This window comes from Klebsiella sp. BIGb0138 (genome assembly GCF_004342285.1).
In the GTDB taxonomy this organism is placed as follows: Bacteria; Pseudomonadota; Gammaproteobacteria; order Enterobacterales; family Enterobacteriaceae; genus Klebsiella.
Genome location: NZ_SMCV01000007.1, coordinates 35,730 through 58,880, shown reverse-complemented (window position 1 = coordinate 58,880; position 23,151 = coordinate 35,730). Strand labels below are relative to the sequence as shown.

The following is a 23,151-nucleotide window of genomic DNA, read 5'->3' as shown; positions in this document are numbered from 1 at the left end:
GGCGGCGCCCGCCGCCGTATAGCAAGGATCATTCATGGATTACCCGCAAATACTCGCCCCCGTACTGAATTTCCTGCACTGTCCAACGCCTCAGGCGTGGATTGATGAAGCCCGTAAAGCGGAAAATCTTCCGCTGCTGCTGACCGATCACATGGTCTGTGAGCTAAAGGCGGCGCAAAATGCGCTGCTGCTGGTGCGTAAATATGTCGCCGATAAAGAGGGGGCCGACGAACTGCTGGCCTGTCTCAAGCCGTATGAGGACTTCACCTACCGCTGGGGGCCGGAGCCGGATTTCGTCGCGCTGCATAAGCGAATCAATAAAAGCACCATGCCGCAAACCGACGACCCCTGGGGCCGCCAGCTGATAGATAGCATGGTCCTGCTGATTAAAGAAGAGCTGCATCACTTCTGGCAGGTGCGCGAAATGATGCAGGCGCACGACATCCCGTACGTCAAAATCACCGCCAGCAACTACGCCCGCGGGCTGCGCAGAGAGGTGCGTTCTCACGAACCGGTGATGCTGATCGATAAGCTGATTTGCGGCGCCTATATTGAAGCGCGCTCGTGCGAGCGGTTTGCCGCGCTGGCGCCGTGGCTGGAGGAAGACCTGCAGAAGTTTTACCTGTCGCTGCTGCGTTCGGAGGCGCGCCATTATCAGGACTACCTGGACCTGGCGCAGCAGATCGCCGATGAGGATATCAGCGAACGCATACGCCAGCTTGGCGAGGCGGAAGCGGCGTTAATTAACGCTCCGGAGGCGGAGTTCCGCTTTCACAGCGGCGTGCCGGTTATCGCCTGATGCGATGTTCCCGGATAGCGACGCTGCGCGTCTTATCCGGGTGACCTGAGTGCCGGGAGCCGCCGCAGGCAGCGCGCGGGCGGGGCAAGCGCTTACAGCGTTTTCAGCATTCGCACTTCGCAATCCACATGTCCGGTGCGGCCAAGGGGCCCGTCGATATGTTCGAACCCCAGGTGCTCATATAGCCCGACGGCCTCTTTCAGAAAGGCGGTGGTTTCCAGATAGCAGCGTTTGAACCCCTGCTCGCGGGCGTGATCTAACGCCAGCAGCGCCAGCTTTTTCGCCAGCCCCTGTCCGCGGGCAGAGGTCATAAAATACATTTTCTGCAGTTCGCAGATATCCGGTTCGCTATGAGCCAGCGGGGCAATTCCGCCGCCGCCGACCACCCGACCATCCTGTTCAACCACCCAGTAGGCGGAGCCCGGCTGGCTGTAGAGCTCAAAAAGCTCATCGAGGTTGGGGTCGGCTACGGTGTAGCCCTTATCGGCCGTCAGCCCGTATTCCGCAGAAACCTGGCGGATAACGTTGGCGATAGCAGCATTGTCTTCAGCGGTGATGCGGCGCAGCGACGCCGTAACGGTCGCGATCGTATTCATACGATTACTCATAGCAAAAAAATGACGGATGGTGTTGTTAATAACATCGGGAGCGGGGGGAGCGCAAGCGCGTATCGTGGATAAAAACGCCCCTTGCCTGAACAGGCAAGGGGCGGGAGGATTACAGCGCGGCGATAACGGCCTGCTGTTCGATCAGTTTGCTTTTCGCTTCCGCGTAGCCTTCCAGCTTCTCGCGCTCTTTGGCAATCACCGCTTCCGGCGCGCGGGCGACGAAGCCTTCGTTGGCGAGCTTACCTTCGATACGGCCAATCTCCGCTTCGACTTTCGCGACCTCTTTCGCCAGACGCGCCAGCTCGGCTTGTTTGTCAATCAGCCCCGCCATCGGGATCAGCAGCTCGGCGCCGTCGATGATTTTGGTCACGGAAACCGGACCCTTATCATCGGCAGGCAGCACGGTGATGCTTTCCAGGCGCGCCAGGTTGAGTAGGAAGCTGCGGTTGTCGTTAACACGACGAATCGCATCTTCGCTGCAGCCGCGCAGCAGCAGTTCCAGCGGTTTGCCCGGCGCGATGTTCATTTCCGCACGGATATTACGCACCGCGACGATCGCCTGCTTCAGCCATTCGGTATCGGCCAGCGCCGCTTCATCAACCTGCGCCGCATCGTAAACCGGGAACGGCTGCAGCATGATGGTGTCCGCATCGATACCGACGATGGTTTTCACCCGCTGCCAGATGGTTTCAGTGATGAACGGAATGATCGGGTGCGCCAGACGCAGCAGAGCTTCCAGCACGGTCACCAGCGTATGACGCGTGCCGCGCAGCTCGGCTGCGGAACCGCCGGTCATCACCGGTTTGGTCAGCTCCAGATACCAGTCGCAGAACTGGTTCCAGGTGAACTCATACAGGATGCCGGCGGCGATATCGAAGCGGAAGTTATCCAGCGCCTCGCGATACGCTTTGACGGTCTGGTTGAACTCCGCGAGGATCCAGCGATCGGCCAGGGAGAGCACCATTTCGCCGCCGTTGAAGCCACAGTCCTGATCTTCGGTATTCATCAGCACGAAACGGCTGGCGTTCCACAGCTTGTTACAGAAGTTACGGTAACCTTCCAGACGCTTCATATCCCAGTTGATGTCGCGGCCGGTGGAGGCCAGCGCCGCCAGAGTGAAGCGCAGGGCATCGGTGCCGTGCGGCTCAATGCCGTTCGGGAACTGTTTCTCGGTGCGTCTGGCGATTTTTTCCGCCAGCTGCGGCTGCATCATATTGCCGGTACGTTTCTCCAGCAGCTCCGGCAGGGAGATGCCGTCGACCATATCCAGCGGGTCAATGACGTTACCCTTGGATTTGGACATTTTCTGCCCTTCGTCGTCGCGAATCAGGCCGGTCATATAGACCGTTTTGAACGGTACCTGCGGCTTGCCGTTTTCATCTTTGATGAAGTGCATGGTCATCATGATCATGCGGGCAATCCAGAAGAAGATGATGTCAAAGCCGGAAACCATCACGCTGGTCGGATGGAACTGACGCAGCGCGTCGGTGTTTTCCGGCCAGCCGAGGGTGGAGAAGGTCCACAGCGCGGAGGAGAACCAGGTATCCAGAACATCTTCGTCCTGGCGCAGGGCGACGTCGGCGGAGAGGTTATTTTCCTGACGCACTTCGTCTTCGGTGCGGCCCACGTAAACGTTGCCTTCGTTGTCATACCATGCCGGGATACGGTGACCCCACCACAGCTGACGGGAGATACACCAGTCCTGAATATCGCGCATCCAGGAGAAATACATGTTTTCGTACTGCTTCGGCACGAACTGGATGTCGCCGTTTTCAACCGCTTCTACGGCGGGCTTCGCCAGCACGTCGGCGCGAACGTACCACTGGTCGGTCAGCATCGGCTCGATGACCACGCCGCCGCGGTCGCCGTACGGCACGGTCAGATCGTGAGGTTTGATCTCTTCGAGCAGACCGAGCGCATCGATGGCCGCCACAACGGCTTTACGCGCAGCGAAACGCTCCAGATTCTGGAATTCAGCCGGGATCTCTGCGGAGTAAACCGCGGACTCTTCGCCTTTGGTGTCGTACACCTGCGCGCTTTCGCGGATGTCGCCGTCAAAGGTCAGGATGTTGATCATCGGCAGGGCGTGACGTTTCCCGACTTCATAGTCGTTAAAGTCGTGCGCCGGGGTGATTTTCACGCAGCCGGTGCCTTTTTCCATGTCAGCGTGTTCGTCGCCGACGATCGGAATGCGGCGGTTAACCAGCGGCAGAATCACGAATTTGCCGATCAGGTCTTTGTAACGCGGGTCTTCCGGATTCACCGCCACGCCGGTGTCGCCCAGCAGGGTTTCCGGACGGGTGGTGGCGACCACCAGGTAATCTTTACCGTCAGCGGTTTTCGCGCCGTCGGCCAGCGGGTAGCGGATGTGCCACATCGAGCCTTTGGACTCGCGGTTTTCCACTTCGAGATCGGAGATGGCGGTGCGCAGTTTCGGATCCCAGTTGACCAGGCGCTTGCCGCGGTAAATCAGATCTTCTTTGTACAGGCGGACAAAGACTTCTTTGACGGCGTTGGAAAGACCTTCATCCATGGTGAAGCGCTCGCGCTCCCAGTCCACAGAGTTGCCAAGGCGACGCATCTGCCGGGTGATGGTGCCGCCGGATTCCGCCTTCCACTGCCAGATTTTATCGATAAAGGCCTCGCGACCGTAGTCGTGGCGGGTTTTCCCTTCTTCGGCGGCAATCTTACGCTCAACCACCATCTGGGTAGCGATACCCGCATGGTCGGTCCCGGCCTGCCACAGGGTATTTTTACCCTGCATGCGCTGGTAGCGAATCATGGTATCCATGATGGTTTGCTGGAAGGCATGACCCATATGCAAACTGCCGGTGACGTTCGGCGGCGGGATCATGATGCAGAAGCTCTCCTGGCTTTCATCACCATTCGGTTTGAAATAGCCCTGCTTTTCCCAGTGCTCGTAAAGCGGCTGTTCGATATCTTGTGGGTTGTATGTCTTTTCCATTATTTCCAGGTTGCCGTGTTCAGGTTGAAACCAGCCATGCGGTACGCTTTATAACGTTCGCGCGCCAGTTGTTTCAGAGAGTCTTCGTGAGGGACAAAGTCTATCACTTCTGTGAAAGCGGTGGCAAAATCTGCAAAGTTTAGCCGCAGACTGATCAGAATATCGCGCGGGCTGCTGTTGCGCTTTTGCGGCCAGGCGACCTCCACCGGCGCGCCGCCTCTTGGCCCTTCTCCCGCCAGGTTGTGCGGCACAAAGCTTTCCGGGGGGCGCGTCCACAGCGCTTCATCCAGGCGGATGGCCTGCTGCTCGTCTTCACAGGCGATCAGCACGCGCTTGCCGCTGCGCCAACGTTCTGCGGCAAGTTCACACACCAGTTGCTCGACGGCGCTCAGGCCATCCTGTGTAGTGTCGTTGTCCAGAAGGTAGAACGTTGCGTTTCTCATGATATGGGGCTTCTTGTGGTGAATTTAAACGTACTGCCCGGCTGCGCTGCGCTGGCCGGGCCTACGGTTTACTGCCGTTTTGCAGGCCGGATACGCCTCGCGCGATCCGGCCTGCAAACTTACTCTTCGCCGTTAAATCCGGCGCGATTGAGCAGGAACTGCGACAGCAGGGCGACCGGACGACCGGTGGCGCCTTTGGCTTTACCGGAGCGCCAGGCGGTGCCGGCGATATCCAGGTGCGCCCAGTTGTATTTGCGGGTGAAGCGCGACAGGAAGCAACCGGCGGTAATCGCTCCGCCAGGGCGGCCGCCGATGTTGGCCATATCCGCGAAGTTAGACTCCAGCTGATCCTGGAACTCGTCGGCCAGCGGCAAGCGCCAGGCGCGGTCGCCCGCCAGCTCGGAGGCGCCGATCAGCTCGTGGGCCAGCGGATTGTGGTTCGACATCAGGCCGGTGATGTGGTGGCCCAACGCAATCACGCAGGCGCCGGTCAGCGTCGCGACGTCAATCACCGCTTCCGGCTCGAAACGTTCAACGTAGGTCAGCACGTCGCATAGCACCAGGCGGCCTTCGGCATCGGTGTTTAACACTTCAACCGTCTGGCCGGACATGGTGGTCAGAACGTCCCCCGGGCGATAGGCGCGGCCGCCAGGCATGTTTTCACAGCCCGCGAGGACGCCGATCACGTTCAGCGGCAGCTGCAGCTCCGCGACCATGCGCATCACGCCATAGACCGCCGCCGCGCCGCACATGTCGTACTTCATCTCGTCCATGCCTTCGGCAGGTTTGATGGAGATCCCGCCGGAGTCAAAGGTCAGCCCCTTGCCGACCAGCACGATCGGACGCGCATCTTCTGCCGGATTGCCTTTGTATTCGATAACCGACATCAGCGATTCGTTCTGCGAACCGTTGCCGACCGCCAGGTACGAGTTCATGCCCAGCTCGCGCATCTGCTGTTCGCCGATCACGCGGGTAATGACATTCTTGCTGTAGGTATCGGCCAGCTGACGCGCCTGAGAAGCCAGGTAGGCGGCGTTGCAGATGTTGGGCGGCATATTGCCCAGATCTTTCGCCGCTTTGATCCCGGCGGCAATCGCCAGACCGTGCTGGATGGCGCGCTCGCCGCTGGTCAGTTCGCGGCGGGTCGGGACGTTGAAGACCATTTTACGTAGCGGACGACGCGGCTCGCTTTTGTTGGTCTTCAGCTGATCGAAGCTGTACAGCGTCTCTTTGGCGGTCTCAACGGCCTGGCGAACTTTCCAGTAGTTGTTACGCCCTTTCACGTGCAGTTCGGTCAGGAAGCAGACGGCTTCCATCGAACCGGTATCATTCAACGTGTTGATGGTTTTCTGAATGACCTGTTTATACTGACGCTCATCCAGTTCACGCTCCTTGCCACAGCCAATCAGCAGAATTCGTTCTGACAGAATGTTGGGCACATGGTGCAGCAGCAGCGTCTGGCCAGGCTTACCTTCCAGTTCACCGCGACGCAGCAGCGCGCTGATATAACCGTCACTGATTTTATCGAGTTGCTCGGCAATCGGGGAGAGGCGACGCGGTTCAAAGACGCCGACTACGATACAGGCACTCCGCTGTTTCTCCGGGCTACCGCTTTTTACACTGAACTCCATGCACTACGCTCCTGAATCTTAAAGACAACGACGGTGGCTACGGATAGAATTGAAAGCTTTCGTAACTCATGACCGCGGTTGCGGTGACTTCGTGTTAATCTTAACGTTATTACGGCTTTGGTTCGTCAGAAAAAAACCTGATACGCGGAACCAATGAGTCATTTAATCTTAGCGATGATTTCGAAGACCAAAGAGAATAAATGACGTTTAAGCCATGAAACAAGCAATTTTCCTGCAATAAGACGGGTTTTTACGGGCGTATTTATAGTGATAATCATAAGATATCTGGTTCGTGAGACGCTGAAAAGCCAGTTGGCGATCCTGTTCATCCTGTTACTCATTTTCTTTTGCCAGAAGCTGGTCAGGATCCTCGGCGCCGCGGTGGATGGCGATATCCCGACCAATCTGGTGCTCTCGCTGTTAGGGCTGGGCGTGCCGGAAATGGCGCAGCTGATTCTGCCCCTGAGCTTATTCCTCGGGCTGCTGATGACGCTGGGCAAACTGTATACCGAAAGTGAAATCACGGTGATGCATGCCTGCGGTCTGAGTAAGGCCGTACTGGTGAAAGCGGCGATGATCCTCGCGCTGTTTACCGGCGCCGTGGCGGCGGTGAACGTGATGTGGGCCGGCCCCTGGTCGTCCCGACATCAGGATGAGGTGCTGGCGGAAGCCAAAGCCAACCCCGGGATGGCCGCGCTGGCCCAGGGGCAGTTCCAGCAGGCCAGCGATGGCAGCGCCGTACTGTTTATTGAAAACGTCAACGGCAAGCGCTTCCAGGATGTGTTCCTGGCGCAGCTGAAGCCGAAAGGCAACGCGCGTCCGTCGGTCGTGGTGGCGGATTCGGGCGAGCTCACCCAGCAGAAAGACGGCTCGCAGGTGGTGACCATGAATCAGGGCACCCGCTTCGAAGGCACGGCGATGCTGCGCGATTTCCGCATTACGGATTTCAAAAATTATCAGGCGATTGTCGGCCATCAGGCGGTGGCGTCGGATCCTGACGATACCGAACAGATGGGGATGCGCACGCTGTGGCGCACCGATACCGACCGCGCGCGCGCGGAGCTGCACTGGCGTTTCACGCTGGTGGCGACGGTGTTCATTATGGCGCTGATGGTGGTCCCGCTGAGCGTGGTGAACCCGCGTCAGGGCCGGGTGCTGTCGATGCTGCCGGCGATGCTGCTGTACCTGGTGTTCTTCCTGCTGCAGACCTCGATTAAGTCCAACGGCGGCAAAGGGAAAATCGACCCGATGATCTGGATGTGGGCCATCAACCTGCTCTATTTCGCGCTGGCCGTGCTGTTGAACCTGTGGGATACGGTGCCGATGCGCCGCTTCCGTGCCCGTTTTAATAAAGGAGCGGCGTGATGCAGGCGTTTGGCGTACTTGACCGTTATATCGGTAAGACGATTTTCAACACCATCATGATGACGCTGTTCATGCTGGTTTCGCTCTCGGGCATTATCAAGTTTGTCGATCAGCTGAAAAAAGCCGGTCAGGGCAGTTATGACGCGCTGGGCGCCGGGCTGTACACCCTTCTCAGCGTGCCGAAAGACGTGCAGATCTTCTTCCCGATGGCGGCGCTGCTCGGCGCGCTGCTCGGGCTGGGGATGCTGGCGCAGCGCAGTGAGCTGGTGGTCATGCAGGCCTCTGGCTTCACCCGCTTGCAGGTGGCGCTGGCGGTGATGAAAACCGCGATTCCGCTGGTGCTGCTGACCATGGCGATAGGCGAGTGGGTCGCGCCGCAGGGCGAGCAGATGGCGCGTAACTACCGCGCTCAGCAGATGTACGGCGGGTCGCTGCTGTCGACTCAGCAGGGGCTGTGGGCGAAAGACGGGCATAACTTCGTCTATATCGAACGGGTGAAAGGTAACGACGAGCTGGGCGGGGTGAGCATTTACGCCTTCAACGACCAGCGCCGCTTGCAGACCGTGCGCTACGCCGCTTCGGCGAAATTCGATAACGAGACGAAAGTCTGGCGCCTGTCGCAGGTTGATGAGTCCAACCTGACCGACCCGAAACAGATCACCGGTTCACAGATGGTGAGCGGGACCTGGAAAACTAAGCTGACGCCGGACAAGCTGGGGGTTGTGGCCCTGGACCCGGATGCGCTGTCGATCAGCGGCCTGCATAACTATGTCACCTATCTGAAGTCCAGCGGGCAGGATCCGGGACGTTATCAGCTAAATATGTGGAGCAAGATCTTCCAGCCGCTGTCGGTGGCGGTGATGATGCTGATGGCGCTGTCGTTTATCTTCGGCCCGCTGCGCAGCGTGGCGATGGGCGTCAGGGTGGTCACCGGGATCAGCTTTGGCTTTATCTTCTACGTCCTCGACCAGATTTTTGGCCCGCTGACGCTGGTCTACGGTATTCCGCCGATTATCGGCGCGCTGCTGCCGAGCTTCAGCTTCTTCCTGATTAGCCTGTGGCTGATGATGAAAAAAAATTAGTCCCGCATCCCCCTCCCTTGCGCCGGGAGGGGGATGAGATCAACGTTTTCGCCCGCCGAGTAAACTCCCCAGCATGCCTCTCACTATCTGATTCGTCACCTGACGCACCGCGCTTTTGGCCGCCGTTTGCACGATGCCGTCGCGCTTGCCGCCGCGCGGGCCGGTGGTGCCAAACAGGATATCTTTCAGCCCGCCCAGCAGACCGTCGTCGTCGTCGCTGGTCTGGCCTTGCGCCGGCGGCGTCTCCTGCTGTCCGGCGGCGGCCTGCACGCCTTTTTGCAACATTTCAAACGCGGACTCGCGATCGACCTCTTCTTCATATTTGCCGTACAGCGCCGAGTGGTTAATCAGGCCGTTACGCTCGTCGTCGCTCACCGGTCCCATCCGCGAGCACGGGGCGATAACCATCGCCCGCTCGACCACCGACGGGCTGCCTTTCTCATCAAGGAATGAGATCAGCGCTTCGCCGGTGCCCAGTTCCTGAATGGCCTGCTCGGTGCTGAAGGCCGGGTTGGCGCGCATGGTCTGCGCGGCGGTTTTCACCGCTTTCTGATCTTTCGGCGTGAAGGCGCGCAGGGCGTGCTGGACCCGGTTGCCCAGCTGGCCCAGGACCGCATCGGGTATATCCGACGGGTTCTGCGAGACGAAATAGACCCCCACGGCTTTGGAGCGAATCAGGCGGATCACCTGCTCGATTTTATCCAGCAATACCTGGGGGGCGTCGTTAAACAGCAGATGGGCTTCATCGAAGAAAAAGACCAGCTTCGGCTTTTCCAGATCCCCGGCTTCCGGCAGACGTTCATAGAGTTCTGAGAGCATCCACAGCAGGCTGGCCGCATACAGCTTCGGCATCTGGTACAGCTTCTCGGCGCTGAGGACATTAATTACCCCTTTGCCATCCTCATCGACGCGCATCCAGTCCGCGATATCGAGCATCGGCTCGCCAAAGAAGTGCTCCGCCCCTTGCTGCTCCAGCGTCAGTAAACCGCGTTGGATAGCCCCGACCGACGCGGTGCTGATATTGCCATACTGGTTTTGAAAGGCTTTGGCGTTGTCGCCGATATACTGGGTGATGGCGCGCAAATCCTTAAAGTCGAGAAGCAGCAGGCCGCGATCGTCGGCAATGCGAAAAATGATATTCAGCACTCCGGACTGGACCTCGTTGAGATTCAATAACCGCGCCAGCAGCAGCGGCCCGAGATCGGATACCGTTGCGCGAACCGGATGGCCTTTCTCGCCGAAAATATCCCACACTACCACCGGGTTAGCGTGGGGCTGCCAGTCGGTAACGCCGATCTTTTCCAGCCGTGCCTGCAGTTTCTCCGAGCTTTGGCCCGCTGCGGCGATCCCGGTCAGATCGCCTTTTACATCGGCCATAAACACCGGGACGCCGATTTGCGAAAATGATTCCGCCAGCTTCTGCAGGGTGACGGTTTTCCCGGTCCCGGTGGCACCGGTGATCAGGCCGTGACGGTTGGCCATACCGGGTAACAAATGCAGCTGTTTTTCCAGCGTGCGCGCAATCAGCAGGGGTGAGCTCATGGTTGATTCCTCCATTTATCCTGCGTCGATTATAGGCAACCCGGGCGCAAAAAGAGCGAAGAAATCGCCACGTTAGTCGGGAATGGCGTTGATGGGGCCTCAGGCGCAGTGCTGCTGAATCAGCGCGATGCTCTGCGCTATCTCGCGGCGGATATCGTCTTCGCTCCATGTCGCCAGCGCCGGGGCGAAGGGTTCGAAGGAGTAGGCGCCCTGGTAACCGCGCGCTTCCAGCTGTTTGACCTGCTCAGCGGTCTGCAGCCGGTCTTTGGCCGTCAGCATGATGCGTTCATCATCGGTCAGGCTTTCCCGCGGCCGGGCGTCGTCCACGCCGGAGAGGTGCACGAGGCCGACCTCTGCAACATCCAGCAGGCTAAACTCGGCCTCCGCCTGCGGATACAGGTGGTGGTGGAAGGTATCAATCAGCAGCTTAAACGGTACCTGGGCATCGCGAATCAGCCTCTGCACCTGGGCGGCGGAACGCAGCGAGCTCTGCGGGAAGCCGAGCGGTTCAACCAGGCCCCGCACGCCGTAAAACGAAAACAGGGGGGAGAGGTCGCGCAGGGCGTGCAGGGTTTCAGCGGCGGCCACCTCGCTGCCATCGTTGAGCGGGCACAGGACCAGGGCTTTTGCGCCGATGGCCTGGGCCTCTTTCAGCAGCGATTCGGCCAGGCTGCGAACCTGTTCCGTACGACGGTTGAAAGGATACAGCGCATTAATGGTCAGAATCTCAATATGATAACGGTCAGCCAGTTCCCGCACCTGCTGATGGCTGAGATCGTCGGTCACTTGACCGCCGGGCAAATCATTACGCAGTTCGACCTTGTTCAGCCCCAGGCTGTTCACCAGGCGGAAAAAAGCGTCGATGCTTAGCGCGGGGGCGATCTTGCGGTTGATGCAGAAACGTTGCAGGGCGATAGCCATGTGACTCTCCAGGAAGAAGGTGGATGGTTTGTTCGATTACCCGTTAGTCAAAACATTTATTTCAAAATTAGCAATGAGTGAAATGATGGTTCTTTGAACAGCTTCGCAAATAATCGTTCATGCTGTGTCTGATGGCTATCCGGCGCAGGGGTTGCCCTGTCTGAAACGTATCGATCGCGCTTTTGTCGGCGATCGGAAGCGCCATTGCGGAGAAATGCGACAGTTATCACCAAAATAGAATTTCATTTAATATCATCATTGAAATATAAGTTTCATTTTACTACGGTTATAGCACAGCAAAATCGGAGATGGGCCGCAGCGTTGGCCTTCCACACCATGAGGCGAGAACATGACGATCACAGGAAACTTTATTGGCGGGAAAACCGTTACCAGCAGCAGCAATGAAACGATGCCGGTGTATGACCCGGCGACGGGCAAGGTGGTGCGCGAAGTCACCTTGTCGACCGCTCAGGAAGTCTCTGATGCCATTCAGGTTGCCCGTGATGCGTTTGAAAGCTGGTCGCGCACCACGCCGCTGCGCCGCGCCCGCGTGCTGTTCAACTTTAAAATGCTGCTTGAACAACACGCGGATGAGCTGGCGGGCATTATCGTCAGCGAGCATGGCAAGGTATGGTCAGACGCGCTGGGCGAGCTGACCCGCGGCCTGGAAGTCGTGGAGTTTGCCTGCGGGATCCCGCACCTGATTAAAGGTGAATATTCATCAGACGTCGGTACCGGCGTGGACAGCTATTCATTGATGCAGCCGCTGGGGGTGGTGGCGGGGATTACGCCGTTTAACTTCCCGGCGATGGTGCCGATGTGGATGTTCCCGCTGGCGCTGGCCTGCGGCAACAGCTTCGTCCTCAAACCACCGGCGCTGGCCCCGACGGCCGCGGTACGCCTGGGCGAACTGCTGAAGGAAGCCGGTCTGCCGGACGGCGTTTTTAACGTCATACATTGCAGCAACGAAGACGCCGAGCAGCTGTATACCGACCCGCGCATTGCGGCGGTCAGCTTCGTCGGCTCGTCCGGCGTCGCCGAATATATTTATAAGACCGCCAGTGCGCATGGCAAACGCGTCCAGGCCTTTGGCGCGGCGAAAAACCACGCCATCGTCATGCCGGATGCGGACCTCGATGCGACCGTTAATGCCATTATGGGCGGCGCCTTTGGCTCCGCGGGCGAGCGCTGCATGGCGCTGCCGGTCGTCGTCGCGGTGGGCGATGAAACGGCGGACAAACTGATTGCGCGTCTGAAGCCGCTGGTGGAAGCGCTGAAGGTCGGCCCGGGCTGCATGCGCGGCAAAGAAGAGAACGAAATGGGCCCGGTGGTTTCTGATACCCATCAGAAAAAAGTGCTCGGCTATATTGATAAAGGCGCCAGCGAAGGGGCGAAACTGGTGGTCGACGGGCGCAAGCTGCGCGTGGCGGGCTATGATGAAGGCTACTACGTCGGCGGTACGCTGTTCGATAACGTGACGCCCGAGATGACCATCTGGCGCGAAGAGATTTTTGGCCCGGTGCTGGGGATTGTGCGCGTGGCGGATTACGCTGGCGCGCTGGCGCTGGTGAACAGCCACGAATTTGGCAACGGCAGCGCCGTCTTTACCAGCAACGGCCACACCGCGCGGGAATTTGTGCATGATGTTCAGGCTGGCATGGTCGGGGTCAACGTTCCGGTGCCGGTGCCGATGGCGTTCCACAGCTTTGGCGGCTGGAAACGTTCGGTGTTTGGCGCGCTGAATGTCCACGGACCGGACGGCGTGCGTTTTTATACCCGCATGAAAACCGCCACCGTGCGCTGGCCGGAAGGGCAGCAAACCGTATCTGAATTCAGTATGCCGACTTTAGGTTAACCGGCGAAGGAGAACGCCATGTCGTTACTGGCAAAATCGCGAAAAGAGGGGCAGATCCAGCACATTACGCCGCAAAGCGCCGGATGGCGCTATATCGGCTTCGATGTGTGGCTGCTGAAAAAAGGGCAGACCATTACCCTGGAAAGCGGTGAACGCGAGCTGTGCCTGGTGCTGGTCGCCGGGCTGGCCTCGGTGAAAACCGCGCAGGCCGATTTTCCCAACCTTGGTCAGCGGATGTCGCCATTTGAGCGCACTCCGCCGTGGTCGGTGTACGTTCCGACGCAGGACAAGGTGGAGGTGACGGCGGATTCCGATCTGGAACTGGCGGTGTGTAGCGCCCCGGGCAAGGGGACGCTGCCGGCGCGGGTGATTCCGCCGCAGGAGGTGGGCGTGGAGCATCGCGGCAAAGGGCGCAATCAACGGCTGGTGCACAACATCCTGCCGGATAACGCGCAGGCCGACTGTCTGCTGGTGGTCGAGGTGTATACCGACGAGGGGGCGACCAGCTCGTGGCCGTCCCATAAGCATGATACCGCGCTGCCGGGGAAAGAGACCCAGCTGGAAGAGACCTACTATCACCGTTTCGATCCGCCGCAGGGTTTTGCCCTGCAGCGTGTCTATACCGATGACCGCAGCCTCGATGTCTGTATGGCGCCTTACAACCACGATGTGGTGATGGTGCCGCGCGGCTACCATCCGGTCGCGGCGATCGCCGGGTATGACAGCTACTATCTGAACGTGATGGCCGGCCCGCAGCGGAAATGGCTGTTTACCTGGGAAGAGGACCACGCGTGGATCAATAGTCCGGACTATCCCCGCCACGACTGACGGTTCGCAAGCGTTCAAAGGGCCGCTAAGTTTTGCTTAGCGGCCCTTTTTGTCTTCTGTTGTTCCCCGGTGGCCGCCCGGAGGTATTCCCCGGTGGCGCTACGCTTACCGGGGCTACATGGGGAGAGGGGGCGCCCGGATCAGGCGCAGGCGCGGCAATCCGGGAGGTTTCGCGACGGCGCCGGTGATCTTCCCCGGTGGCGCTACGCTTACCGGGGCTACATGGGGAGAGGGGTCGCCCGGATCAGGCGCAGGCGCGGCAATCCGGGAGAGGGAGGCCGGGTCAGGCGTGATTCTGCTGGGGCTGTGGTTCTTTACTGCTGTTCAGCGCCAGGGAAACGGCCAGCGTCTGGGCCAGGCACAGGGAGGCCACCTGCGAACGGAAACCGTCAACCTGCGCCTCACGCACCACGAAACAGACGTCGCTGAACGCCGCGAGCGGGCTCACCTGGCTATCGGTAATGGCGATTTGCCGGGCTTTACGCTGGGCGCCCAGCTCCACCAGCTCCACCACCTCACGCGCGTAAGGCGAGAAGCTGACGGCGACCACCACGTCTTTCGGCCCCACCAGGCTCAGCTGCTCGGTAAACATCCCGCCGAGACCGTCAATCAGGAACGCTTTGCGATCGAGATGGCGCAGCGCGTAGGTCAGATAGGAGGCGACGCTAAATGAACGGCGCAGGCCAATCACGTAGATATTCTCCGCTTCCGCCAGCAGGGCGACCGCGCGCTCAAGGTCATCGCCGGAGGTCTGCATCGCCAGCTGCTGCAGCGCCTGGGTGTTCACCATGGTAAACATATTGAGGATTTCCGTCGGCGTTTCCGGCGGGGAGGTTTCATCGTTGGTGGTCTGACGAAACAGACGCGCGCGCTCGGTATAGTTGGCGGTCTCTTCCATCAGATGCTGTCTGAACATCTGCTTCATTTCGTTAAAGCCGCTGAAGCCAAACGCATTCGAGAAACGGATCAGGGTCGAAGGCGGGACGTCCGCCTGCTGGGCGATGGAGGCCACGGTATCGAAAGCCACGCTATTGCTGTTATCCAGAATATAGCGCGCCACCTGTTTCAGGCGTTTGCTTAAGGTATCGTAGCGACGCCGTATTTCATCCTGCAGGATGGTCAGTTGGGTCGGATTATTGGCCATAGGGTGCGCTCTGAGAAAATGAAAGGAATATAACTTCCAGTGTACCAAATGAAGCGAATTTTTCATTTATTGCGATGAAATACGCGATTCATTTCACGAAGAAAGCGTAAAAAACCCGCCCCAGGGGGGGCGGGGCGGGCTTTATCAGGGTTAACCGCGGGCTTCGCGCCAGTAGTCGATAAGGGTCAGGTAGTTACGTTTCACCTCATCGATCAGCGCTTCGTCGCTCAGTTCGCCCTGCATCCAGCGGCGGGAAGGCTGGCCGAAGATGGTGCGTCCCACGGCGAAACCTTTGATGATCGGGTGGCCGGCGGCCTCGGCAAAACCGGCGCGCAGACGATCGGAAGGGGCGTCGAGGCCCAGGATCAGGATCCCGCGGCACCAGCGATCTTCGCGTTCGATCAGGGCGCTGATTTTTTCCCAGCTGGCGCTGGAGAGCGGCGGCAGCTTCCACCAGTCTGGCTGGATGCCGAGCTGGTAAAAATGTTCCAGCATCGTGTAGTAATGGCGCTCGTCTTTGTCCGGGCCGTTTTCCGGGAGGATCACTTCCACCAGCAGCTCGTGCCCGGACTTGTTGCAGGCCTGCCAGACCTCCAGCAGCAGCGCATCCTGTTCAGCCCGCAGCGGAGCCGGATCGGCCGGGTGATAGAAGACCAGACATTTCACCACCTGCTCCAGCGGCCAGTCGATCAGCTGAGAGCCAATATTGCCGTGTTCCAGGCGCAGCGGTCGGGAGCCGGGTAGCTCAATCGGGCGACCGATCCACCAGCCTTTGCCGGTAATCGCGTTCAGCGCCCGCTGACCGTAGGTGCCGTCAGAGAGAATGCCGCTTCGCTGCTCGAGGCCCGCCTCTTGCGCGGCGGCTTCCGCCGCGGCCAGCAGCAGCAGCTTGAGCTGCGGGATGCAGCTCTCATCGCGCCCGGTTTCCTGGACCAGATCCGCCAGCTGCTTACGGTGGTCAAAAGCGAAAATGCACAGCTCCGGCCACTGCTGGCGGCGGCTGGTGACGCGGTGTAAATGGTTCAGACGCGCATCAATATCCGGACGCGGAACGGATTCCGCCCGCAGCAGATAGTCATCTAACTCGACCCGGGTCGGCATCGCCGGCGCGCAGCCGTGGCGCGAAACCACCAGCGCGCCGCAGGCGTTCGCATAGCGGCAGGCCTGCTCCCAGCCTTCATCATTCAGCCAGCCGCGCAGCAGGCCGGACATAAAGGCGTCGCCCGCGCCCAGCACATTGAGCACCTCGACCCGTACGCCCTGCTGCAGCGGGACGCTGTCCCAGCTATCGGGAATGTCGCCTTCCAGCACCACGCAGCCCATCGGACCCCGTTTACACACCAGCGTCGCCTGGGTGGCATGACGCACGTTTTTCAGCGCGGTCAGGGTGTCGGTGCTGCCGCCGGCAATATGAAACTCTTCTTCCGTACCGACCACTAAATCGAATAAATGTAGCACTTCCTGCAGCTGGCTGGTGACCTGACCGGATTCGATGAAACGCGTTTCACCGTCGCCCAGCGAAGTTAAGCCCCACAGCACCGGACGGTAATCGATATCCAGCGCGGTGCGCAGGCCGTGACGGCGGGCGTATTCCAGCGCCTTCAGCACCGCCGCGCGGGTACTTGCATGAGAAAGATGGGTGCCGGTGACCGCCAGCGCACGGGAAGAGGCGATGTACTCCTCAGCAATATCCTCAGGCGCCAGCGCCATGTCGGCGCAGTTATCACGGTAAAAAATGAGCGGGAAGGTTTCCTGGTCTTTGATCCCCAGCATCACCAGCGCGGTGAGGCGCTGTTTATCCGTAATCAGGTATTCGGTATCGACCCCCGCCCGGCTGAGCGTTTCACGCAAAAAACGGCCATTGTGCTCATCGCCGACGCGAGCCAGCATCGCGGATTTTAATCCCTGAATGGCGGTGCCAAAGGCCACGTTGCCGGAGGAGCCGCCCAGATATTTAGAGAAACTGGCAACGTCTTCCAGCCTCGCGCCGATCTGCTGGGCGTAGAGGTCGACTGCCACCCGGCCAATACAGATGACATCAAGCCGCTTTACTGCTGCATTCATAGCTAGGATTTCCTTTTGCATATCTGCTGTACGGAAGGGTCGGGATGCCGACGGGACCTCCACAAACAGCCTGAGGTGAACGGTTACCCCTAGTTTGAGAAATAAATATTTCATTTGCAAATTGGATCGAAATTAAAAAACCAAAAGTGTGAGGGATCTACCACTCTGCCGCGCCAGGCCTCATGAGACTAAGGACGACGGGTCGCTAGCGTCCCTGGGGTGAAAGGGGACGACAGGTTAGCGCTTTATACATGATTTTTAAGAGGATATATCAGATATGGCCGGCCCGACGCGGCGGGCTATCTGCGGGCGGCGGCCCGTGAAACGCATGAAATGAAGGGAGAGTTTGATCCTTCTCGCAAAATGAAATGTTTTTTCTGTATTTATGTTTAATGAAAAAATTGTTTGCCTATAATCCAGAAGTATTCCAGTGGACGTTAACGATTTCCCGCCGCCGTGACAAGCGTTGCTGCGCAGGGAAAACGCGCTAACCCACACACAAATACTGAACAATAAGGATTGTGCAAGATGGGCAAACTGAGACTGACCATGGCGCAGGCGCTGGTAAAATTCCTTGATAACCAGTTTCTGGACGTCGACGGCGAAGAGCATAAATTCGTCAAGGGTATTTTCGCCATCTTTGGCCACGGCAACGTGCTGGGGATGGGCCAGGCGCTGGAACAGGATAGCGGCGAAATGCGGGTCTTCCAGGGGCGTAACGAACAGGGGATGGCGCATGCGGCCACCGGTTTCGCTCGCCAGTCTCTGCGCCGGCAGATCATTGCCTGCACCTCTTCCGTCGGCCCGGGCGCGGCCAATATGATTACCGCCGCGGCGACGGCCACCGCCAACCGCATTCCTCTGCTGCTGCTGCCCGGCGACGTGTTTGCGAGCCGGCAGCCGGACCCGGTGCTGCAGCAGGTTGAGCAGAGCTATGACCTCAGCATCAGCACCAACGACGCCTTCCGGGCGGTGAGCAAATACTGGGATCGCGTGACGCGCCCGGAACAGCTGATGAGCGCCTGCATTAACGCCATGCGGGTCCTCACCGATCCGGCGGAAACCGGCGCCGTCACTCTCTGTCTGCCGCAGGATGTGCAGGGCGAAGCCTGGGATTACCCGGAGTCGTTCTTTGTTCGCCGCGTGCATCGTCTCGATCGCCGCCCGGCCAGCGCCGCCCAGCTGGCGGATGCGGTGGCGGCGATTAAGGCCAGCCGCAAGCCGCTGATTATTTGCGGCGGCGGAGTGAAATATGCCGGTGCCGGGGAAGCGCTGTCCCGCTTCGCGGAACGCTACGGCATTCCCTTTGCAGAAACCCAGGCCGGGAAAGGGACGGTGGTCTCCTCCCATCCGCTGAACGTCGGCGGCGTCGGCGAAACCGGCTGCCTGGCCGCGAACCTGCTGGCAAAAGAGGCCGATTTGATCATCGGTATCGGCACCCGTTTTAGCGACTTCACCACCTCCTCTAAATGGCTGTTCCAGCACCCTGGCGTGCGCTTCCTGAACGTCAACGTCAGCAACTTCGATGCCTGGAAGCTCGACGGGATTCCGCTGCTGGCCGATGCCCGCGAAGCGCTGACCGCGCTGGACGGCGCGCTGGCGGACGACGGCTGGCAGGCGAACTGGGGGGCGCAGATTGACAGCGTGCAAAGTCGCCAGCTGAAAGAGACGCAGCGCGTCTATCAGGCCGTATGGCAGGAAAAGAGTTTCGTCCCGGAAGTCGATGATGCTCTCGATCGTGAGTCGGTGTATCGCGAATTCCGCCAGATCACCGACTCCACGCTGACCCAGAGCAGCGTGCTCGGCGTACTTAATGACACGCTCCCGGCCGACGCGGTGATCGTGGCGGCGGCGGGCAGCTTACCCGGAGATCTGCAACGCGTCTGGCGCAACCGGGCGCCCAACACCTACCACGTGGAATACGGTTACTCCTGCATGGGTTATGAAGTGAATGCCGCGCTGGGGGTGAAGCTGGCGCAGCCGCAAACCGAGGTCTATTCGCTGGTGGGGGATGGCTCCTTCATGATGCTGCACTCCGAGCTGGTCACCTCGTTGCAGGAGCGGGCGAAGATCAACATCGTGCTGCTCGACAACATGGCCAACGGCTGTATTAACAACCTGCAGATTGGCCACGGTATGGGCAGCTTCGGTACCGAGTTCCGCTATCGCTCGGCGGAAGACGGGCAGTTGCAGGGCGGGCTGATACCGGTCGATTTCGCCACCATCGCCGCCGGCTACGGCTGCAAAACCTGGCGCGTCACCACCCTCGATGAACTGCGCCATGCCCTGGATGCCGCGCGCCGCGAAACGGTCAGCACCCTGATCGATATTAAAGTGCTGCCGAAAACCATGGTCCACTCGTACGGCAGTTGGTGGAACGTCGGTATCGCCCAGGCGGCACTGTCGGAACGTATTCGCAAAGTGGCTGAAATGATTAATGAAAAACGCGCTGAAGCGCGAGATTACTAGAACAGAATGCTCACCTTGAACCCTACAGAATCACGGAGAAAACCACTATGTCACTCAAGCTAGGTGTCATCGGCGCTGGCGCCATCGGTAAAGAACATATCCGGCGTTGTACCCAGGTCTTACAGGGGGCCACCGTGGTGGCGGTGTCGGATATCAATGCGGACAGCGCGCGCGCGGCGGTTGCCTTGCCGGGCGTGCAGGCGGAAATCTACACCGACGGGCATGACGTCATTAACGCCAGCGACGTGGATGCCATTCTGGTGACCTCATGGGACCCGACGCATGAGGAGTATACCCTCGCCGCCATCGCCGCCGGTAAACCGGTATTCTGCGAAAAGCCGCTGGCGTTGAGCGCCGAAGGCTGCCGCCGCATCGTGGACGCCGAAATGAAAGCCGGCCGTCGTCTGGTGCAGGTTGGCTTTATGCGCCCTTATGATGAAGGCTATCTGGCGCTGAAAAAAGTCATCGATGATGGCGACATCGGCGCGCCGCTGATGCTGCATTGCGCGCACCGCAATCAGTCGGTAGGTGAGAACTACACCACCGATATGGCGATCACCAACACCCTGATCCACGAGCTGGACGTGCTGCGCTGGCTGCTTAACGACGACTATCGCTCGGTACAGGTACGCTTTCCGCGTTCCACTTCCCATACCCATGCGCGCCTGCGAGATCCGCAGATTGTCTCCTTCGAAACGCGCAAGGGCACCCTGATCGACGTGGAAGTCTTCGTCAACTGCCAGTACGGCTACGACATTCAGTGTGAAGTGGTGGGAGAAACGGGGATTGCCCGGCTGCCGGAACCGTCAGCGATTCAGATGCGTAAAAGCGCCAACCTGTCGACGGCGATCCTCACCGACTGGAAAGACCGCTTTATCAAGGCCTACGACGTGGAGCTGCAGGCCTTTATCAATGACGTGAAAGCCGGCCAGCTGCACGGCCCGTCGGCCTGGGATGGCTATGCGGCCTCCGTGGCGGCCGACGCCTGCCTGCAGGCGCAGGAGAGCAGCGGACCGGTCGAGGTGACGCTGCCGGAGTGTCCGGCGTTCTACCGGCGTTAAATCCCCCGTTGCTTATGGAACGGTAAACGCTCGCGCGTCGTCCGGTAAACCGGCCGACGGCGGCAGGCGTGAGCCTCTCGACTATGAATAGCCGCGTCGTCAGGATGCGGCGGCAGGAGCAATCTTATGAACAAAGAGAATGTCAAACTGGCCATCGCCCCGATTGGCTGGACCAACGATGATATGCCGGAGCTGGGCAGTGAAAATACCTTCCAGCAAATTGTCAGCGAAATGGCGCTGGCGGGGTTTAGCGGCAGCGAAGTGGGCAGCAAATACCCGCGCGATCCGGCGGTGCTGAAGCCGATGCTCGATATTCGCGGCATCCAAATTTGCAACGCCTGGTTCAGCACCTTTTTTGCCAACGGGCAGCGGGAAAAGACCATCGATGAGTTTGTGAATCACATGAATTTCCTGCATGCGATGGGGGCGAAAGTGATTGGCTGCTCCGAGCAGAGCGGCAGTATCCAGGGGCTGGAGAAGCCGATTCTGGGCGAAGCGAAGCCCTGCTTCAGCGAAGAAGAGTGGCAGCGGGTAGCGGAAGGCTACAACACCCTGGGGCGTCTGGCCGCTGAAAAAGGGATGCAGGTTTGCCTGCACCACCACATGGGCACCGGCGTTCAAACGACGGAAGAGATCGATAAATTTATGTCGCTGGTGGATGACGGCGTCTTCCTGCTGTACGACACCGGCCATGCCTGGTACTCCGAAGGCGGCGAAGAGCAGATGCTGGCGATCCTCAAAAAATACCTGCCGCGTATCAACCATGTGCACCTGAAAGACGTGCGCCCACCGGTGATTGAACAGGTGCGTCGCGAAGGGCTGTCGTTCCTCGACGGCGTGAAAAAAGGCACCTTCACCGTTCCCGGCGACGGAGTGATCGACTTCCGCCCGGTGTTCAAGGTGCTGGATGATTTTGGTTACAAAGGCTGGATGGTGGTGGAGGCCGAGCAGGATCCGGCGCTGGCCAACCCCTTCGAATACGCCCTCAAAGCGCGTAAATATATTCGTGAAACGGCAGGAATCTAATCGTTGATCCACTTGCAGGCCGCACCGCGTTGTGGCCTGCTTTTTTCCGCATCTCCCGTTCCGTCAATGCCAGGCCAATCGCCCCGGCAAGCCATCCCGCACGGCGCTTCTCCTTCCGGCCACGCCAAACGGCGGAATACGCTCGCTTACACCGTCCCCTGCAATCTGGAACTTCTCCGCTGGCGCTGCGCTTACCGGGACTATGGCCGGAGCAGAGTGGGGGGCCGGACAGGCGCGTTGACGCCGCGATCCGGGGTGTTCCCCGGGCAGCTGATTGGCGGGCAGGTGTGCCATTCTGTGATCCAGTTTGAAAAACGCGCACTTCCGGCGGGCTTGTCATTTACCTTCTCTTTGCTGGCGGCATAGTATGATCGTTAAATAAAAGAACACTGTTCTATAATGTAGAACAAAATGATTCAGCAAGGAGATCTCATGCAGCAAACCGTGCAGTTCTCGGGGATTATTCCGCCTGTCTCCACCGTTTTCACCGCCGACGGCCAGTTCGATAAAGCGGGCACCGCCGCGCTGATCGACGATATGATCGCCTCTGGCGTCGATGGCCTGTTCTTCCTCGGCAGCGGCGGGGAGTTCTCTCAGCTCAACGCCGACGAGCGCAAAACCATCGCCGCCTTTGCCGTCGCCCACGTGGATCGTCGGGTGCCGGTGCTGATTGGCACCGGCGGCACCAACGCCCGGGAAACCATCGAACTCAGCCAGCACGCCCAGGAGGTCGGCGCCGACGGTATCGTGGTGATTAACCCCTATTACTGGCAAGTCTCTGAGCCCAACCTGCTGCGCTACTTCCAGCAGGTGGCGGACAGCGTCACCCTGCCGGTGGTGCTGTATAACTTCCCGGCCCTGAGCGGGCAGGACCTGACTCCCGAGCTGGTGAAAACCCTCGCGGATTCGCGGCGCAATATCGTCGGCATCAAAGACACCATCGACTCGGTGGCCCATCTGCGCAGCATGATCGCGACGGTCAAATCGGCGCACCCGCACTTCTCGGTGCTGTGCGGCTACGATGACCATCTGTTTAACACCCTGCTGCTGGGCGGCGACGGAGCGATCTCGGCCAGCGGCAACTTTGCGCCGCAGCTATCGGTTAAGCTGCTGCAGGCCTTCCGCGACGGCGATCTGGCGCAGGCGGCGCGCTATCATCAAACGCTGCTGCAAATCCCGCAGATCTATCAGCTGGATACGCCGTTCGTTAATGTGATTAAAGAGGCGATCGTGCTGTGCGGCCGGCCGATCTCAACGCACGTGCTGCCTCCGGCCTCCCCGCTGGATGCGGCGAAAAAGGCGCGGCTTACCACGCTGCTGCAACAGCTCAGACTCTGCTGAACCGGAA

General features: G+C 59.5%; 17 protein-coding genes. 9 read left to right on the top strand and 8 right to left on the bottom strand.

What is annotated here, in order from left to right:
• Window positions 1-34: 34 nt before the first annotated feature.
• Window positions 35-799 (top strand): tRNA isopentenyl-2-thiomethyl-A-37 hydroxylase MiaE, encoded by a 765-nt coding sequence (miaE, locus tag EDF73_RS16260; protein ID WP_132730134.1) that lies wholly within the window; start codon window positions 35-37, stop codon window positions 797-799.
• Window positions 800-891: 92 nt separating this feature from the next.
• Here miaE and EDF73_RS16255 read toward each other — a convergent pair whose 3' ends face one another.
• The 4 genes from EDF73_RS16255 to pepA form a co-directional block, all read right to left on the bottom strand.
• Window positions 892-1,395, bottom strand: a complete 504-nt coding sequence (locus tag EDF73_RS16255) for a GNAT family N-acetyltransferase (RefSeq protein ID WP_132730133.1) — start codon at window positions 1,393-1,395, stop codon at window positions 892-894.
• A gap of 121 nt (window positions 1,396-1,516) precedes the next feature.
• Window positions 1,517-4,372 carry a valine--tRNA ligase gene (locus EDF73_RS16250; protein WP_132730132.1) on the bottom strand — a complete coding sequence of 952 codons (2,856 nt, stop codon included), beginning with the start codon at window positions 4,370-4,372 and terminating at the stop codon, window positions 1,517-1,519.
• Entirely contained in the window at window positions 4,372-4,815 is a 444-nt protein-coding gene (gene holC / locus EDF73_RS16245; protein WP_132730131.1) for a DNA polymerase III subunit chi, read from the bottom strand. The genes EDF73_RS16250 and holC overlap by 1 nt, the downstream gene beginning before the upstream one ends.
• Window positions 4,816-4,934: 119 nt before the next feature.
• Window positions 4,935-6,446: a leucyl aminopeptidase gene (pepA, locus tag EDF73_RS16240; protein ID WP_132730130.1), complete on the bottom strand. Its 1,512-nt coding sequence runs from the start codon at window positions 6,444-6,446 to the stop codon at window positions 4,935-4,937.
• 267 nt (window positions 6,447-6,713) lie between these two features.
• Between pepA and lptF the strand changes: the two genes are divergently transcribed.
• On the top strand, window positions 6,714-7,811 hold the full coding sequence (gene lptF, locus EDF73_RS16230; RefSeq protein ID WP_132730129.1) for an LPS export ABC transporter permease LptF: 1,098 nt from the start codon (window positions 6,714-6,716) through the stop codon (window positions 7,809-7,811).
• Complete coding sequence (gene lptG, locus EDF73_RS16225; protein WP_132730346.1) at window positions 7,811-8,893, top strand: LPS export ABC transporter permease LptG; 1,083 nt, start codon at window positions 7,811-7,813, stop codon at window positions 8,891-8,893. Before lptF ends, lptG begins: the two co-directional genes overlap by 1 nt.
• A gap of 39 nt (window positions 8,894-8,932) precedes the next feature.
• Here lptG and EDF73_RS16220 read toward each other — a convergent pair whose 3' ends face one another.
• Window positions 8,933-10,435, bottom strand: coding sequence for a helicase HerA-like C-terminal domain-containing protein (locus EDF73_RS16220; protein ID WP_132730128.1), 1,503 nt, complete (start codon window positions 10,433-10,435; stop codon window positions 8,933-8,935).
• 99 nt (window positions 10,436-10,534) lie between these two features.
• Window positions 10,535-11,356: a TIM barrel protein gene (locus EDF73_RS16215; RefSeq protein ID WP_132730127.1), complete on the bottom strand. Its 822-nt coding sequence runs from the start codon at window positions 11,354-11,356 to the stop codon at window positions 10,535-10,537.
• Between the two features lie 349 nt (window positions 11,357-11,705).
• Between EDF73_RS16215 and EDF73_RS16210 the strand changes: the two genes are divergently transcribed.
• Together EDF73_RS16210 and iolB are read left to right on the top strand one after the other, a co-directional pair.
• A complete protein-coding gene (locus tag EDF73_RS16210; protein WP_132730126.1) occupies window positions 11,706-13,211 on the top strand; it encodes a CoA-acylating methylmalonate-semialdehyde dehydrogenase in 1,506 nt (501 codons plus the stop codon).
• 18 nt (window positions 13,212-13,229) lie between these two features.
• Window positions 13,230-14,039 carry a 5-deoxy-glucuronate isomerase gene (gene iolB / locus EDF73_RS16205; RefSeq protein ID WP_132730125.1) on the top strand — a complete coding sequence of 270 codons (810 nt, stop codon included), beginning with the start codon at window positions 13,230-13,232 and terminating at the stop codon, window positions 14,037-14,039.
• 283 nt (window positions 14,040-14,322) lie between these two features.
• On the opposite strand, the gene EDF73_RS16200 is transcribed toward iolB, so the two are convergent.
• Both EDF73_RS16200 and iolC read right to left on the bottom strand, forming a co-directional pair.
• Window positions 14,323-15,183, bottom strand: coding sequence for a MurR/RpiR family transcriptional regulator (locus EDF73_RS16200; protein WP_132730124.1), 861 nt, complete (start codon window positions 15,181-15,183; stop codon window positions 14,323-14,325).
• 150 nt (window positions 15,184-15,333) lie between these two features.
• Entirely contained in the window at window positions 15,334-17,247 is a 1,914-nt protein-coding gene (gene iolC / locus EDF73_RS16195; protein WP_132730123.1) for a 5-dehydro-2-deoxygluconokinase, read from the bottom strand.
• 528 nt (window positions 17,248-17,775) lie between these two features.
• On the opposite strand from iolC, the gene iolD reads away from it, so the two are divergent.
• The 4 genes from iolD to EDF73_RS16170 all read left to right on the top strand — a co-directional run bounded on the left by iolD (window position 17,776) and on the right by EDF73_RS16170 (window position 23,144).
• Entirely contained in the window at window positions 17,776-19,716 is a 1,941-nt protein-coding gene (gene iolD / locus EDF73_RS16185; protein ID WP_132730121.1) for a 3D-(3,5/4)-trihydroxycyclohexane-1,2-dione acylhydrolase (decyclizing), read from the top strand.
• A 47-nt stretch (window positions 19,717-19,763) separates the two neighbouring features.
• A complete protein-coding gene (locus EDF73_RS16180) occupies window positions 19,764-20,777 on the top strand; it encodes a Gfo/Idh/MocA family oxidoreductase (RefSeq protein WP_132730120.1) in 1,014 nt (337 codons plus the stop codon).
• Window positions 20,778-20,903: 126 nt separating this feature from the next.
• Window positions 20,904-21,803 carry a myo-inosose-2 dehydratase gene (gene iolE / locus EDF73_RS16175; RefSeq protein WP_132730119.1) on the top strand — a complete coding sequence of 300 codons (900 nt, stop codon included), beginning with the start codon at window positions 20,904-20,906 and terminating at the stop codon, window positions 21,801-21,803.
• Window positions 21,804-22,235: 432 nt separating this feature from the next.
• The gene (locus tag EDF73_RS16170; RefSeq protein WP_132730118.1) at window positions 22,236-23,144 is read left to right on the top strand and encodes a dihydrodipicolinate synthase family protein; all 909 of its coding nucleotides are present in this window, start codon (window positions 22,236-22,238) and stop codon (window positions 23,142-23,144) included.
• Window positions 23,145-23,151 lie beyond the last annotated feature (7 nt).

Bases quoted from the DNA above. Each gene is read 5' to 3' on its own strand.
- holC (WP_132730131.1), bottom strand. From the start codon at position 4,815: ATGAGAAACGCAACGTTCTACCTTCTGGACAACGACACTACACAGGAT.
- iolD (WP_132730121.1), top strand. From the start codon at position 17,776: ATGGGCAAACTGAGACTGACCATGGCGCAGGCGCTGGTAAAATTCCTT.
- iolC (WP_132730123.1), bottom strand. From the start codon at position 17,247: ATGAATGCAGCAGTAAAGCGGCTTGATGTCATCTGTATTGGCCGGGTG.
- EDF73_RS16170 (WP_132730118.1), top strand. From the start codon at position 22,236: ATGCAGCAAACCGTGCAGTTCTCGGGGATTATTCCGCCTGTCTCCACC.
- iolB (WP_132730125.1), top strand. From the start codon at position 13,230: ATGTCGTTACTGGCAAAATCGCGAAAAGAGGGGCAGATCCAGCACATT.
- EDF73_RS16250 (WP_132730132.1), bottom strand. From the start codon at position 4,372: ATGGAAAAGACATACAACCCACAAGATATCGAACAGCCGCTTTACGAG.
- EDF73_RS16180 (WP_132730120.1), top strand. From the start codon at position 19,764: ATGTCACTCAAGCTAGGTGTCATCGGCGCTGGCGCCATCGGTAAAGAA.
- EDF73_RS16255 (WP_132730133.1), bottom strand. From the start codon at position 1,395: ATGAATACGATCGCGACCGTTACGGCGTCGCTGCGCCGCATCACCGCT.
- pepA (WP_132730130.1), bottom strand. From the start codon at position 6,446: ATGGAGTTCAGTGTAAAAAGCGGTAGCCCGGAGAAACAGCGGAGTGCC.
- iolE (WP_132730119.1), top strand. From the start codon at position 20,904: ATGAACAAAGAGAATGTCAAACTGGCCATCGCCCCGATTGGCTGGACC.
- EDF73_RS16200 (WP_132730124.1), bottom strand. From the start codon at position 15,183: ATGGCCAATAATCCGACCCAACTGACCATCCTGCAGGATGAAATACGG.
- EDF73_RS16215 (WP_132730127.1), bottom strand. From the start codon at position 11,356: ATGGCTATCGCCCTGCAACGTTTCTGCATCAACCGCAAGATCGCCCCC.
- miaE (WP_132730134.1), top strand. From the start codon at position 35: ATGGATTACCCGCAAATACTCGCCCCCGTACTGAATTTCCTGCACTGT.
- EDF73_RS16210 (WP_132730126.1), top strand. From the start codon at position 11,706: ATGACGATCACAGGAAACTTTATTGGCGGGAAAACCGTTACCAGCAGC.
- EDF73_RS16220 (WP_132730128.1), bottom strand. From the start codon at position 10,435: ATGAGCTCACCCCTGCTGATTGCGCGCACGCTGGAAAAACAGCTGCAT.
- lptG (WP_132730346.1), top strand. From the start codon at position 7,811: ATGCAGGCGTTTGGCGTACTTGACCGTTATATCGGTAAGACGATTTTC.